The following is a 13,273-nucleotide window of genomic DNA, read 5'->3' as shown; positions in this document are numbered from 1 at the left end:
ATCAGTTGAAACGGAAACCCGAGATGGCGGTCGACAGCACTTCCTCGGCATAGACCCGGGCGCCTTCGCCTTCGGCCGCGCCGGCCGCGACCATCAGGGGCAGCAGATGCTCCTCCTTGGCGGGTGGATGGGCGAACCGCGCCGATGGCGCATCGGCCCAATGCGCCAGACGCTCGGCTCGCTGCGCACCATCCAGTTCCATGCTCTCGGCCAGCCATTGGTCGAACGCCTGCGAGCCGGGCGTCGAGCGCGGGTCGCCATAGGCGCGCATGTTGTGGAAGCTCATGCCCGAACCCAGGATCAGCACACCTTCCTCACGCAGCGGCGCGAGGGCGCGCCCGGCAGCGACATGGAGGGCCGGGTTCAGCCCCCGCTCGACGGACATCTCGATCAGCGGAATGTCGGCATCCGGAAAGGCCACCTTGAGGGGCACGAACACGCCGTGATCCAGGCCCCGTGTCGCGTCGACAGACGAGGGGATGCCCGCATCCTTGAGCAGGGCCGCGGCACGGGCGGCGAGCGCGGGCGAGCCTGGTACGTCGTAGCGCAGCTGATAGGTATGGGGCGGGAAGTTGTAATAGTCGTAGATCAGCTCGGGCCGTTCGGCGCCGGTGAAGGCAAAGCCGTCCGTCTCCCAATGTCCCGAGACGACGAGGATGGCCTTGGGCTTCTCGGCGAGCGTGTTTGGCAGGCTGCGCAGGAACGCTTCCATACCGGTCCACACGCCGCGCGGGTCGTCCATGAAGAAGCAGGGGCCGCCGCCATGCGGGATGAAGTAGGTGGGCTGGACGCTCATGGTCATACACTCCGGTGCAAGCGCCGAGGAGGCGGCCTGGATCATCGTTCGATCTGCTGACCGGAATATGTGCCCGCTATCGCGCGATGATAATCTGCCGAGTAGAAGGATCAGCTTCAACCACGGGTAGGAAATCATGACGGATCGGTTGACGGGTATGGACGTGTTCGTCCGGGCGATCAGGCTCGGTGGCATCTCTGCCGCCGCCCGTGATCTGCACATGTCGCCAGCGATGGCGGCAAAGCATCTGGATGCTCTTGAAGCGCGGCTTGGCACCACGCTGGTGCAGCGGTCGACGCGTCGGCTGTCGCTGACCGAGGCAGGCACCGACTATTTCGAAAAGGCCGAACGCATCCTGATGGAGATCGGTGAAGCCGAGGCGGAGGCATCGTCGCGGTCGATCACCGCGCAGGGGCTGCTGCGCGTCAGTGCGCCCGCCACCTTCGGCGTTCTGCACCTTGCCTCTCTCATCCCTGCTTTCTCCGCACGTCATCCCGAGGTGACGATCGAACTGGGCTTCAACGATCGCTACGTCGACCTGCTGGAAGAGCGATGGGACGTCGCCGTGAGGATCGGGCGGCTGGCCGACAGTGCGCTTGTTGCCCGCAAGCTCGTGGCGATGCGCATCGTGCTGTGTGCCGCCCCCGCCTACTTGGCGCGGCGCGGAACGCCCACCCGCCTGGCCGATCTTGGCGTTCACGATTGTCTCGGCCACACCAACGCGTCGTTGGCAGGGACCACGTCGTGGGCGTTCGGCAAAGACGGGACGATCAAGGTGCCGATCTCCGGATCGATGTGCTCCGACAATGGCGAGGCCTTGGTTCGCGCCGCCATCGCAGGCCAAGGGCTGGTCTATGGGCCTCGCTTTATTGCGGCAGAGGCGCTTCGCGCTGGCCAGTTGAGCGAGCTTAAGCTGGATGAGCCGCCTATGATGCTGGGAGCGGCATATGCCATCACACACCCGACGCGGCGCCCCGCCGCCAAGACGCGGGCGTGGATTGACTTCTTAGCCGAAGCACTCCCCGCTCTTGGCACCGATTGGTGAGATGCCGAGCTAGAAGACGTCCCGAGTTTTCACCCGAGGATCGCGTCTGCTATCTCGAAACATCACGGTCTTTTATGATTGTAGATATCAGTGACCCAGCGAAAGCGACGCCCACAACCGCACATGGCTGGCATCGATAACGCCGAGGCTTGGTCCCTTTCAGTTGGTGCAGCGGGGGCCGCGGGCGCGGCGGACGTTGCGGGTGAGCGTGAACCGCATCACTGCCAACCCTCGATGACGATCTTGCCGCGTGCGGTAGTGCTCTCAAGCGCCTGGTGCGCGCGCTTGAGGTTCGCGGCGTTGATTGGGGAGAACCGTTCGGTGAGGGTGGTGCGCACCTCGCCGGCGTCCACGAGGCTGGCGATGGCCGACAGGATCTGACCCTGCGTTTCCATATCAGCGGTCTCGAACATTGACCGGGTGAACATGAACTCCCAGTGGGTCGACACTGATTTCCGTTTGAACGGTACGACATCGAGTGTCTTGGGGTCGTCGATGAGTGCGAAGCGTCCCTGCGGGGCGATCAGCTCGGCGATCTGCTCAATATGCTCGTCGGTGTGCGTGGTCGAGAAGACGAAAGCCGGCGCGCCGATGCCCAAATTCGCCACTTGCCGAGCCAGCGGCTGGCGATGATCGATGACATGGTGCGCACCGAGCTCACCCACCCAGGCCTGCGTTTCAGGGCGCGAGGCCGTCGCAATGACGATCAGCTCGGGTACTTGGCGAGCAAGCTGGATTGCCATCGAGCCTACCCCGCCGGCACCCCCGACAATCAACAGCGCATGTGCTGCACCGGCTACAGGAGTACGCACGGACAAACGCTCGAAGAGGGCCTCCCACGCGGTGATCGCCGTCAGCGGCAACGCCGCTGCCTCTGCCCAATCGAGGCTGGCCGGCTTCTTCCCGACAATGCGCTCGTCGACCAAGTGCAACTCGGCGTTGGTCCCATCACGGCCGATGCTGCCCGCGTAGAACACCTCGTCGCCCGGTTCGAAGCCGCGCACTTCAGGGCCAACAGCGCGAACGACACCGGCGGCATCCCAACCCAGGACACGCCAATCACCGTGGATCGAACCCGAGCCAGCGCGCACCTTCGTGTCAACCGGGTTTACCGAGACAGCCTTGACCTCGACGAGGAGATCACGGCCGGTAGCGTTGGGATCGGGAAGTTCGATATCGACGAGAGCTTCCGTGCGATCGATCGTTCCGGGCTGCTGGTAGCCGATTGCGCGCATGATAAATCCTATTGTCAGGGGCTGTATAGCGAACTTTGTCGTGTACGGGATACGCACAAGCGACGTCGCGGTTCGGCATCGTCGTCAGGCTGGCGACGGCGTGGCTGCCGCTGCCGTCTTCCCCGTGAGGTCGGTGATGACCGCGCCGATCAGCGCCCGTAGCCAGCGGTGTGCGGGATCATGCCGATAGCGGACGTGCCAAGCCATTTCCACGGGAAAGCTGCCAAGGTCGACCGGAGCCGGCAGGATCTTCAGCCGGGGGTCGTGCATCAGCCGCCTGCAGATGAGCGAGGGCAAGGTGGCGCAATAGTCGGTCACCGCCACCATCTCGGCTACCGCGAAGAAGTTTGTCACGGAGATTGCGACGTCACGCTTCAGCTGCTGCTGCGCCAGCGCCTGGAACAGCCCGGCGCGCATCCGTCCGGGCGGCACGATGTTGACGTGCTTCATCGCCTCGAACTGCTCGCGCGTCATGGCATCGCCGACGCCCGGATGGTCGGCGCGGACGGCGCAGGCGAGCCCTTCGTCCATCAGGTGCTGGACGACGAGGTTGTCGGGCGGATCGACGATGCGGCCCAGTACGAGCGCCGTCGTGCCCGATACGACGCCTGTTTCCACAAGATCGTTGCCGTAGGGCGTCAGACGAAGCTTTATGCCGGGGGCGACCTTCTCCAGGCGCGCCACGACAGCGGGGACGAGGACGAACTCGACATAGCCGTTCGGCGCGATCGTGAAGAGCCGTTCGGCCTGTACGGGGTCGAAGGCCTGCTGACCGAGGACCGCGTTGTCGAGCTGCGCGAGTGCCTCGGCGATCAGCGGTGAGAGTTCAAGCGCGATCGGGGTCGGCTGGATGCCGTAGCGCTCGCGGACGAACAGTTGGTCCTGAAGCATCAGTCGTAGACGCGATAGGGCGTTAGACAGGGCGGGCTGTGTCATGCCCATGCGCTCGGCGGCCCGCGTGACGCTGCGCTCCTCCATCAACGCGACGAAGATCGGCAGCAGGTTCAGATCGTAGCGCATGCAGTCATCCTGTTAGCGTTATATCTGAAATCAAAAAGATAAACTTCTGGAATATGTCAACGAGGCCCATTTCCCATCCATCGGCGACGGACGCCGCGAACATGGAGGTTCAGATGAGCAAGGGACAGGTTCTCGTTCTTGGATCGAACGCGACGCAGATCGGTCTGCGTGGCGGCGGTACCGCGACGGTCGGTCAGTATCTCAACGAGACGGCGGTCCCCGCGCTGGCTCTGCTCGACGCCGGCTATGACATTGTTCTCGCCACGCCCAATGGGGCCAAGCCGCACATCGACGCCGTCTCCTTTTCGGTTGATCATTTTGGCGGCGATCAGACGGCATTCCAGCGCGCCAAGGACTTTTTTGCCAGCCACCCGGCGATGAACGACGTCCGCAGCTTGCGCTCTGTCGTCGAGGGCGGCCTGGACGGCTTTGTCGGAGTGTTCGTGCCGGGCGGCCACGCTCCCGTCGTCGACCTGATGCAGGACCACGACGCGGGCACGATCCTCCGTCACTTCCACACGGCGGCCAAGCCGACCGCGCTCCTCTGCCACGGACCGGTAGCCGTTGTCGCTACGCTCGACGATGCTCCGGCCTTCCGCAAGGCGCTGGAGGAAGGCGATGACGCCGGGGCGGCCGACCTGGCGCGAGACTGGATCTACTCGGGCTACCGCATGACCGTCTTCTCGGCGAGCGAGGAGAAGATCGCCGAGGAGCAAGTGCTGAAGGGCGAGCTCTTCTTCGACATGGAAAAGGCGCTGCGCTCGGCCGGTGGCGACGTCTCGGTCACTGACAAGAACTTCGCTTCGAATGTCGTCGTGGACCGGGAGCTGATCACGGGCCAGAATCCGGCGTCGGACCAGGCCATGGCCGACGCTTTGATCGAAGCCCTCGATCGCGCCGCTGCGTGAGTACCAGGATGACGGGCGGGGCGCTCAGGATGCGCCCCGCTTCGCATATAACCATGACAAGGAACGGTGCCATGACAGCCAACGTGAAGATCGTCGCCGTGCTCACCGCCCGTGCGGATACCGTCGACCGCCTGCACGCTCTGCTCGACGCCATGTTAAAGCCGAGCCGTGCGGAGCCGGGCAATTTGCGCTACGATCTCTGGCAGGACCAGAGCGATCCGAACCGCTTCGTCCTCGACGAGCTGTACGCGGACTCGGATGCGGTTGCCGCCCACCGCGCGACGCCCCACTTCCAGAACTACCTCTCTCAGATCGGCGATCTGGCCGAGCGCGGCGCGTTCGTCCTCAACCCCGTCTCCGCGACCTGAAGGTGCTGCCATGGGCAAGCTTAAAGAATGGGTGGGGTCGGCGCTGCTGGCACAACCGTTCTATGTAGAGGAGCTGCGGATGATCGGCCTGTTGGCACCTGCGCTTCGCCTGGGCCTTATTGGCCTCGTTTATCCACGCGGCGGCTACCGCTGGCGCGGGGCCGCGATCCAGCGGAAAATCAACATCTGAAATCAAGGACACACAGTCATGACCAAAGGTATCGAAGGCAAGGTTGTTCTCATCACCGGCGGCAGCACCGGTATCGGCGCGGAAACCGCGCGGCTTCTCGCTGAACGCGGCGCCAAGGTGGCCATCGCCGCCCGTCGCAAGGACAGGCTCGACGAGGTTGTCGCGGACATCGCCTCAAGCGGCGGCACGGCACGTAGCTACGCGCTCGACGTCACCGACAAGTCGGCGGTCCAGTCCGTCGTCGCCGCGATCATCGCCGACTTCGGTCGCCTCGACGTGCTGATCAACAACGCCGGGCTGATGCCGATCCGTCCGATGGCCGAGGTCAACACCGACGAGTGGGACCAGATGATCGACGTCAATCTGAAGGGTACGCTTTACGGCATCGCGGCGGCCCTTCCCGGCTTTCTCGAGCAGGGCAGCGGCCACATCATCAACCTGAGCTCGGTTGCGGGCATCAAGGTCTTCGCACCAGGCGGCACGGTCTACTCCGGCACCAAGTTCGCCGTCAGCGCGATCAGCGAGGGCCTTCGCCAGGAGGTGGGCGAAAAGGTCCGTGTCACGTCTATCGAGCCCGGAGCCGTCGAAAGCGACTTGAAGTTCACGACGTCGGGCACGGCTGCCGAGACGGTACTCGACTTCTATAAACAGGCCATCCCTGCGGCGTCGGTGGCGCGTGCTATCGCGTTCGCTGTCGAACAGCCTGATGACGTCGACATCAACGCGATCGTCATCCGGCCGACCGCACAGCAGTTCTGACGATGGAGAGGAGGCGGAGCGGTGTGTGCTCCGCCTTCGTTACGTCAGTCAATCACACCGCCGTTCAGCTAAAATTGCGGCGTAGCGACAAACGTGCTGACGATGGTGTATCTCACACTTCAAATTAGTCCTTGGTCGGCGCAGCGAGCCTTCCGGAAAGCAGCCCATTTCATGCCGAACGCGAACCCTATCGATGGGGCGGCTCAACCCGATACTGACGCTGGCTTCCGCCAGCGTCCGCATGGACATGATAGCGCCAAGGACGCTCCTTCCCCATCAACGCCGTCCGAGGGTCCTGCAGTGGGCAGCCCCCCTTGGAGCGATCCGGGAGCAGCGCCAGAGCTTGCAGGTAACAAGCCGGCCGGCGGGGTGGATGCTGACCATCCGCACCTGTTTCATCTGGCCGAAGCGCCTGCCAATGTATTTGACGGCGGGGGTCTGCAAGGCGGACACGAGCACAATTGGCCAATCCTGAAGGGGCAGCAGGGGGCGTGCTACATCGCTCGCCTAGCGCCTGGCGGCATACGCGAACCGCATTGTCACCCCTACGCTTGGGAGATGAACTTCGTCCTTCAGGGTCGCGTTCGCTGGACCGTCGTGGGGCCGAACTCGGCGCAAGACGGTCCATTTGAGGCCACGAAGGGAGACATGATCTTCGCGCGTGCCCGCTGTGCAACGTTTGCACCCTCTCGTTCGTTATTTAGACAACTAATACCTAGTCATTTATCTTGAGGAGTTGGTCATGCCCAAACTTGCGCTGTACGTGCCACTGAAGGCCAAGCCCGGAAAGGAGAGCGAAGTCGCGGATTTCTTGACCTCGGCGCTACCGCTCGTTCAAGCCGAACCCGGTACCCTGACTTGGTATGCGATCCAGGAAGGCCCCGGTGCGTACGCGATCTTCGATACGTTCGACACAGAGCAAGATCGGCAGGCGCATCTTGACGGCAAGGTTGCCGCCGCACTCATGGACAAGGCCGATGAGCTGTTCTCCGAACCGCCGCAGATCCATAAGTTCACTCTACTGGCAGCTAAATAGCAAAGTGCTCGACACCGTTTCGTCGGGCTTGGCTGAACGGTGAGATACGCCTGCCATTCGGGATGAACGGGCCGGCTTTGGACTTCAATCAGAAGGACCACGACAGGCCATCCGCTGTAGTGGATGGCCTGTCTTTTGCGTTTTATCCTGCTTTTGATGCTGCTGCTGATGACGTGCTCCCGGTTGTTACCGCTCAGACGTAGAGTCCACATGGTTCATGGCTGGTGGTTGAGGACATACCAACTTGGTCCGGGGCATGCCGGACCAAGTTGGTCGGCGATCTGGGTGTGGGTACGCCCGCCGAGTTGTGAGGCCGACCTGACGGTGTTGTAGTCCTGCCGCCAGGCAGCCAGCACGGCCTTGGCGTGAGCCAGCGAGGTGAACAGCGTATCGTTGAGGCATTCGTCGCGCAGGCGGCCGTTGAAGCTCTCAACGAAAGCGTTCTGGGTCGGCTTGGATCGGCCGGTCAGTAGTGGATAACCGTGCGGATCGACTTTCCTTCGAGCATCAGTTCAAACGCCTCGTTGATTTCCTCTAAACCCATGGTGTGGGTAACGAACGGGGCCAGATCTATATCGCCTCTCATGGCGTCCTCGACCATGCCGGGGAGCTGTGTACGTCCCTTGACGCCGCCGAAAGCGGACCCCTTCCAGACGCGGCCCGTAACGAGCTGGAATGGACGGGTGGAGATCTCTTCGCCCGCGCCGGCAACGCCAATCACGATCGACTGACCCCAGCCACGGTGCGCTGATTCAAGCGCGGCGCGCATGACGTGGACGTTGCCGATGCACTCGAAGGTATGATCGATGCCCCAGCCCGTCATCTCGATCAGCACTTGCTGGATGGGCTTGTCATGGTCCTTGGGGTTGATGCACTCGGTCGCACCGAACTGGCGTGCCAGCTCGAACTTGGACGGATTGGTGTCGATGGCGATGATGCGACCCGCCTTCGCCTGGCGCGCACCCTGAATGGCCGCGAGGCCGATGCCGCCCAGGCCGAACACGGCGACCGAGTCTCCGGGCTGGACCTTGGCGGTATTGTGGACTGCGCCGATGCCGGTCGTGACGCCGCAGCCGAGCAGGCAGACATGTTCGGGGTTTGCCTCAGGATTGATCTTGGCGAGCGAGACTTCGGCGACGACAGTATATTCACTGAAGGTTGAACAGCCCATGTAATGGTAGAGGGGCTGGCCATTGTACGAAAAGCGGGTGGTGCCATCGGGCATCAAGCCCTTGCCCTGCGTTTCGCGGACAGCGACGCACAGGTTGGTCTTGCCCGACGCGCAGAAATCGCACTTGCCGCACTCGGCGGTGTAGAGCGGAATCACGTGATCGCCCGGCCTGACGCTCGTGACGTCCTCACCGACCTCGACAACGATGCCCGCACCCTCGTGGCCTAGAACCACCGGGAAAACGCCCTCCGGATCATTACCCGCCAGCGTGTACGCATCGGTGTGGCACACGCCGGTGTGCGTCACCCGGATGAGCACTTCGCCCTTCCGGGGTGGGGCGACATCAATCTCGACGATTTCGAGTGGCTTGCCTGCCTCGAAGGCTACAGCGGCGCGAGATTTCATGTTGGGATACCCTCGTTGATTGAAGCCGATTGCCGGTGCAAGGCCGTTGCGCCATCAGAAATTCGTCGACGCTCTCATACTGGCAGGGAGTATTTTTAATATACTCCCTGCCAGTATTCAAGAGGTGTCCAAGTGAGGATGTCAAACCAGAGAAGGCATGTGGGGGTGGCTTCGCTTCGCAGGCCTCCACCTCTGTGTCGCCCACAGCCTGCGACCTGCCCATCGATCTTGAAGGGTCCATCGATCCTGACGCCCTGAAAAACGCCGGAGAAGACGCTCGTGCTCGCTACGCCGACAACAAAATCGAGGGACAGAACGCCAAAAGGCTGCACTCTGGTGAACGGCACCGGGTAGCAAGACACGAGGCTTTTGCTCTAACCGCGGAAGAGCGGGGGCAAGAAGAAGATCGCTGATGTCGTTACTTAAGATATGTACGCAGAATCTTCATTACGCCCTCCACCTTGTCATCGTGATCGCCGTTCTCGCTTTTGACGGCCGGAACTGCACCGGCACCGAATGTTTCCCTAAGGTGACTCTCCATCACTTCTGCCATCAGTCCATTTGTCGCGCCTCGCATGGCGACAATTTGCTGCAGCAGAGGAGTGCAATCGGCCCCGGCTTCGATCGCGCGTTCCAAAGCGTCCGCCTGGCCCTTGATACGCCGCAAGCGTGTGATGGCTCGCTTCTTGTCCTCTGGTGAATGTGGCATCGCGCTTTCTCAAGAAATCGCTTCAGCATACTATACAGGGGGGGAGTTTCAATCCTGTCCAGAGACTGGCGCTTCTATAATAAGGCGAGGTTCCCCGGCCATTTTCAAAATGCGCCCCCTCTGATCGGGCAGGCATAGCCGCCATGTTACCCTGAGACAGGTCTGGCACGCGGAGGAGGAGCGGTCATGCTTTCAAGACTGCGCCACAGCGACGGCATGGGCGCTGAGGGTCCGATCCTGTGTCCGGGAGGGGGAGCCATCGCTCGCTCCCCCAGGTTTGCCGGTCAGACCGTAACGACGACCTTGCCGATCTGGTCATTCGATTCGAGGAAGCGGTGTGCGTCTTGGATGGCGTCGAGCGAGAAGGTGCGCGCGATCCGCGGCTTGAGCGCGCCCGATTCCAGTCCCGCCACAATGAACGCCTTGGCGCGATCGAGGGCGGCGTCGTCCGAGACGATCTCGCTGTAGAGATAACCCTTGAGCGTGAGGCTCTTGCCCAGCACGGAGAACAACGGGAACGGCGTCGGCTCGCCGCTGAGCGCGCCATATTCAAGCAGAATGCCGCCGCGCGCCATGCTCGCGGTCAGCGGCTCGAACGACGGGCCTCCGACCGGGTCGAGCACCACGCGCGCACCTGCACCATCGGTTATCTCCATCACCTTTGCTACCAGATCCTCTTCCCCGGTCGCGACGACATGATGTGCACCGGCATCAAGCAGGGCTTGGCGCTTGGTGCCGGTACGCGTCGTCGCGATCACCGTCGCGCCGACCATCCGCGCAATCTGGAAGGCAGCAAGACCGACGCTGCTGGAAGCAGCGGTGACGATGACGAAATCGCCCTCGCCGAGCTTCGCCTGCTCCACCAGCGCACCCCAAGCGGTGACATACTGCATCCACACGGCCGCCGCTTCCTCGAACGAAAGCGCCGCCGGATGCTTGACGACGAGGCGGGCAGGCACGTTGGCGACCTCGCCATAGGTGCCCCAGCGCGCGATATCGAGCGGGGGGATGAGGCTGACGGCTTCGCCTTCCGCAAACCCGGTCACGTCCGCGCCGACCGTGCCGACAATACCGGCAGCCTCGTAGCCGAGGCGGCTCGGGAACTCGGCTTCCTGAAGGTAGGCATGGTTGCGGAACATCACTTCGGCGCGGTTTATGCCTATCGCCTTGACAGCGATCTGCACCTCGTCGGCCGCGGGCGCGGGCACTGCCACATCTTCAATCTTGAGGACGCTGGCGTCGCCATATTCGTGGATCCGAACGATGCGGCTCATGGACCATTCCTTGATTATTGAACGATCGTTCTGTATCGATGTCAGCGACGAGGTTCAAGCTATTATTTATCGATCATTCCATATCGGGCATCAGACATGACAGACACGAAAGCTCGTCGTGGCGCAGGCCGCCCTCGAGAGTTCAACACTGACGCTGCGCTCGACAAGGCGGTACGGCTGTTCTGGCAGCGCGGCTACGAGGCGACGTCGATGGCCGATCTGGTGGCAGAGACTGGCGTCGCCGCCGCCAGTCTCTATGCGGCGTTTGACAACAAGGCGGGGCTGTTCGCGGCGGTGATCGAGCGCTACGCTGCGACGTTCAGCGTCCACCTCTATGAACCCATCAACGATCCGGCGTTGTCCACCTTCGAAGCCGTCAAAGGCCTGCTGGAACGAGCGGCGTCATCGTTCTCGGAACCTGGAACGCCGGCCGGCTGCTTCATGTATTCGGCAGCGGCAGCCGTGTCGCCGGCGTCCGCCGCCATCGAATGCCTGCTGCGCGACAAGCGTATCGCGGCGGAGGCCCTCCTGATCGAGCGTTTACATCGGGGCGCCGCGCAGGGCGAGCTTGCGGCCGATACTGATCCGGCCGTCCTAGGCAAATTCATCAATACGGTCATGGAAGGCATGTCCGTTCAAGCGCGCGACGGCGCTACGATCAACGAACTTCTCTCCATCGCCGAAATGGCACTCGATCGATGGCCGGCTGCGGTTTGATCGTCCAGGCGAGATCCCAGCAGCCTGTTTTTCAACAGCCACGGACGGTTGTGACACCGCCTCAAATGATGCCACGTTTGTACGTAGCGGTGACCGACATATCGGCGTACCTTCAACGAGTAGCCGAGAATATTAAAGGGAGCGAAAGCATATGAGATGCGTGACGCTACCGGGCGGGGACGTCGTTCCTTCGATGGGTCAGGGCACCTGGAAGATGGGCGAGCGTGCCGAGCGGCGATCCGATGAGATTGCCGCACTACGCGCAGGTGTCGATTTGGGCATGACGCTGATCGATACCGCCGAAATGTACGGCGATGGTGCGGCGGAAACGCTGATTTGTGAGGCACTAGGCAACCTCCGCGACCAGTTGTTCCTCGTCAGCAAGGCATATCCATAGAACGCATCGCGCTCCCGCCTTGCCGGTGCGTGCGAGGCAAGCCTGAAGCGGCTCGGCACCGATCGGCTCGACCTCTACCTGCTCCACTGGCGGGGATCTGTGCCGCTTGCCGAGACCGTGGAGGCAATGGAGGCGCTGAAATCGGCAGGAAAGATTCGGCATTGGGGTGTCAGCAACCTCGATACCGACGATATGGACGAGCTTGTCGCTGCCGGTGGGGATGGCTGCGTGACCGATCAGGTCCTCTACAATCTCGTCCGTCGAGGCCCCGAGCTGGACCTGTTGCCGTGGCTCACCGATCATAAAGTGCCAGTGATGGCGTATAGTCCCGTCGAGCAGGGACGGCTCTCAAGCCATCCCGCTCTCGAAAAGATCGCAGCCGAGGTCGGTGCAACCTCTGCCCAAGTGGCACTCTCCTGGACGTTGCGGCACGATGGCCTCATCGCCATCCCGAAGGCGAGTTCGATCGCACATGTGCGGGAGAACCGCGCGGCCGCAGATATCGTCCTCTCCGACGCCGACCTTGCGACACTCGACGCGGCATTTCCCCGGCCACGCGACCGCCGCCCGCTCGAAATGCTCTAGCGTCAGATGGCGATATTCTCTCTCGAAGGAAGCGAACGCAAATCGGATCGCCTCGAGGCTTTCATGGACGCGGTGCTTGCGATCGCGATCACCCTTCCGGTGGTGGAACTGCACGCACCGAAGCCTGAGGAGGGCGACCTCGCAGCGGCCTATCTGAAGCTGGCACCCGAATACGCCGCTTACGGCTTGAGCGTAATCCTCATCGGCCTCTATTGGATTCACAGCCATTTCAGCGGCAAGCTGCTGGAGAAAACCGACCACGGCTACAATCTGCTGAGCATCGGCTTTCTGGCTGCCGTCAGTATCACTCCATTTCCCGCGCGTCCGTTGGTCGAACACTTCGCCGGAGATACGCAGAGCTCAACCGCCGCCCTATGGTATCTGGGCATAGCAGCGACACCAGCGACCTGGTGGTTTCTTCGGTGGGTATACGCCACCGCCAGATGCCTCCCCGACCGGAGGCTGACCGAGGCTTATCTTCGCCGCCTGACCATCAAATATGGCCTGACCGCCGCTGCCTATTGGGCGGCATTCGGCTTGGCATTCTGGAATTGGCGTGCTGGACTAATCGCCGCGGGGATCGTGACGTTGAGCTACATCGTTCCGCCAGCAAAGCCCACCTACAAGCCAGGCTCAGAACCGAAGAATGACTGAAGCC

General features: G+C 62.4%; 15 protein-coding genes and 2 pseudogenes. 10 read left to right on the top strand and 7 right to left on the bottom strand.

Features of this window, described 5'->3' with window-relative positions; translation table 11 throughout:
- Position 1 precedes the first annotated feature (1 nt).
- Positions 2-841, bottom strand: coding sequence for a DODA-type extradiol aromatic ring-opening family dioxygenase (locus tag FOY91_RS00265; protein ID WP_238995141.1), 840 nt, complete (start codon positions 839-841; stop codon positions 2-4).
- Positions 842-932: 91 nt separating this feature from the next.
- Between FOY91_RS00265 and FOY91_RS00260 the strand changes: the two genes are divergently transcribed.
- Positions 933-1,841, top strand: a complete 909-nt coding sequence (locus FOY91_RS00260; protein ID WP_145147045.1) for a LysR family transcriptional regulator — start codon at positions 933-935, stop codon at positions 1,839-1,841.
- Positions 1,842-2,059: 218 nt separating this feature from the next.
- On the opposite strand, the gene FOY91_RS00255 is transcribed toward FOY91_RS00260, so the two are convergent.
- Entirely contained in the window at positions 2,060-3,076 is a 1,017-nt protein-coding gene (locus FOY91_RS00255; protein ID WP_075800947.1) for a zinc-binding alcohol dehydrogenase family protein, read from the bottom strand.
- 84 nt (positions 3,077-3,160) lie between these two features.
- Positions 3,161-4,096 carry a LysR family transcriptional regulator gene (locus FOY91_RS00250; RefSeq protein ID WP_132884494.1) on the bottom strand — a complete coding sequence of 312 codons (936 nt, stop codon included), beginning with the start codon at positions 4,094-4,096 and terminating at the stop codon, positions 3,161-3,163.
- Between the two features lie 113 nt (positions 4,097-4,209).
- Here FOY91_RS00250 and FOY91_RS00245 point away from each other — a divergent pair, with 113 nt between their 5' ends.
- From FOY91_RS00245 to FOY91_RS00220, 6 genes are all read left to right on the top strand, one after another.
- Entirely contained in the window at positions 4,210-5,004 is a 795-nt protein-coding gene (locus tag FOY91_RS00245) for a type 1 glutamine amidotransferase domain-containing protein (protein WP_145147043.1), read from the top strand.
- 71 nt (positions 5,005-5,075) lie between these two features.
- Positions 5,076-5,372 (top strand): putative quinol monooxygenase, encoded by a 297-nt coding sequence (locus FOY91_RS00240; protein WP_132884492.1) that lies wholly within the window; start codon positions 5,076-5,078, stop codon positions 5,370-5,372.
- 10 nt (positions 5,373-5,382) lie between these two features.
- The gene (locus tag FOY91_RS00235; RefSeq protein ID WP_066781563.1) at positions 5,383-5,562 is read left to right on the top strand and encodes a hypothetical protein; all 180 of its coding nucleotides are present in this window, start codon (positions 5,383-5,385) and stop codon (positions 5,560-5,562) included.
- An 18-nt stretch (positions 5,563-5,580) separates the two neighbouring features.
- Positions 5,581-6,321 (top strand): SDR family oxidoreductase, encoded by a 741-nt coding sequence (locus tag FOY91_RS00230; protein WP_037528221.1) that lies wholly within the window; start codon positions 5,581-5,583, stop codon positions 6,319-6,321.
- Between the two features lie 102 nt (positions 6,322-6,423).
- A complete protein-coding gene (locus tag FOY91_RS22730; protein ID WP_420822845.1) occupies positions 6,424-7,053 on the top strand; it encodes a cupin domain-containing protein in 630 nt (209 codons plus the stop codon).
- 10 nt (positions 7,054-7,063) lie between these two features.
- Positions 7,064-7,357, top strand: coding sequence for a putative quinol monooxygenase (locus tag FOY91_RS00220; protein ID WP_037528225.1), 294 nt, complete (start codon positions 7,064-7,066; stop codon positions 7,355-7,357).
- Positions 7,358-7,572: 215 nt separating this feature from the next.
- Here the strand turns inward: FOY91_RS00220 and FOY91_RS22170 are convergent.
- The 4 genes and pseudogenes from FOY91_RS22170 to FOY91_RS00200 all read right to left on the bottom strand — a co-directional run.
- Positions 7,573-7,812: pseudogene (locus FOY91_RS22170) on the bottom strand (integrase core domain-containing protein); the annotation flags it as partial.
- An 11-nt stretch (positions 7,813-7,823) separates the two neighbouring features.
- The gene (locus FOY91_RS00210) at positions 7,824-8,933 is read right to left on the bottom strand and encodes an S-(hydroxymethyl)glutathione dehydrogenase/class III alcohol dehydrogenase (RefSeq protein WP_145147039.1); all 1,110 of its coding nucleotides are present in this window, start codon (positions 8,931-8,933) and stop codon (positions 7,824-7,826) included.
- Positions 8,934-9,351: 418 nt separating this feature from the next.
- Positions 9,352-9,642 carry a metal/formaldehyde-sensitive transcriptional repressor gene (locus tag FOY91_RS00205; protein ID WP_145147037.1) on the bottom strand — a complete coding sequence of 97 codons (291 nt, stop codon included), beginning with the start codon at positions 9,640-9,642 and terminating at the stop codon, positions 9,352-9,354.
- Between the two features lie 284 nt (positions 9,643-9,926).
- Positions 9,927-10,916 carry a zinc-dependent alcohol dehydrogenase family protein gene (locus tag FOY91_RS00200; RefSeq protein WP_145147035.1) on the bottom strand — a complete coding sequence of 330 codons (990 nt, stop codon included), beginning with the start codon at positions 10,914-10,916 and terminating at the stop codon, positions 9,927-9,929.
- A gap of 96 nt (positions 10,917-11,012) precedes the next feature.
- On the opposite strand from FOY91_RS00200, the gene FOY91_RS00195 reads away from it, so the two are divergent.
- The 3 genes and pseudogenes from FOY91_RS00195 (at position 11,013) to FOY91_RS00185 (ending at position 13,269) form a co-directional block, all read left to right on the top strand.
- The gene (locus FOY91_RS00195; RefSeq protein WP_145147033.1) at positions 11,013-11,633 is read left to right on the top strand and encodes a TetR/AcrR family transcriptional regulator; all 621 of its coding nucleotides are present in this window, start codon (positions 11,013-11,015) and stop codon (positions 11,631-11,633) included.
- Positions 11,634-11,784: 151 nt separating this feature from the next.
- Positions 11,785-12,615 (top strand): annotated as a pseudogene (locus FOY91_RS00190) (aldo/keto reductase).
- A 6-nt stretch (positions 12,616-12,621) separates the two neighbouring features.
- Positions 12,622-13,269: a TMEM175 family protein gene (locus tag FOY91_RS00185; protein ID WP_145147031.1), complete on the top strand. Its 648-nt coding sequence runs from the start codon at positions 12,622-12,624 to the stop codon at positions 13,267-13,269.
- Positions 13,270-13,273 lie beyond the last annotated feature (4 nt).

This window comes from Alterirhizorhabdus solaris (assembly GCF_007785815.1).
In the GTDB taxonomy this organism is placed as follows: Bacteria; Pseudomonadota; Alphaproteobacteria; order Sphingomonadales; family Sphingomonadaceae; genus Alterirhizorhabdus; species Alterirhizorhabdus solaris.
The sequence above is the reverse complement of the archived record's forward strand: the minus strand, read 5'-3'. Positions and strand labels throughout refer to the sequence as shown.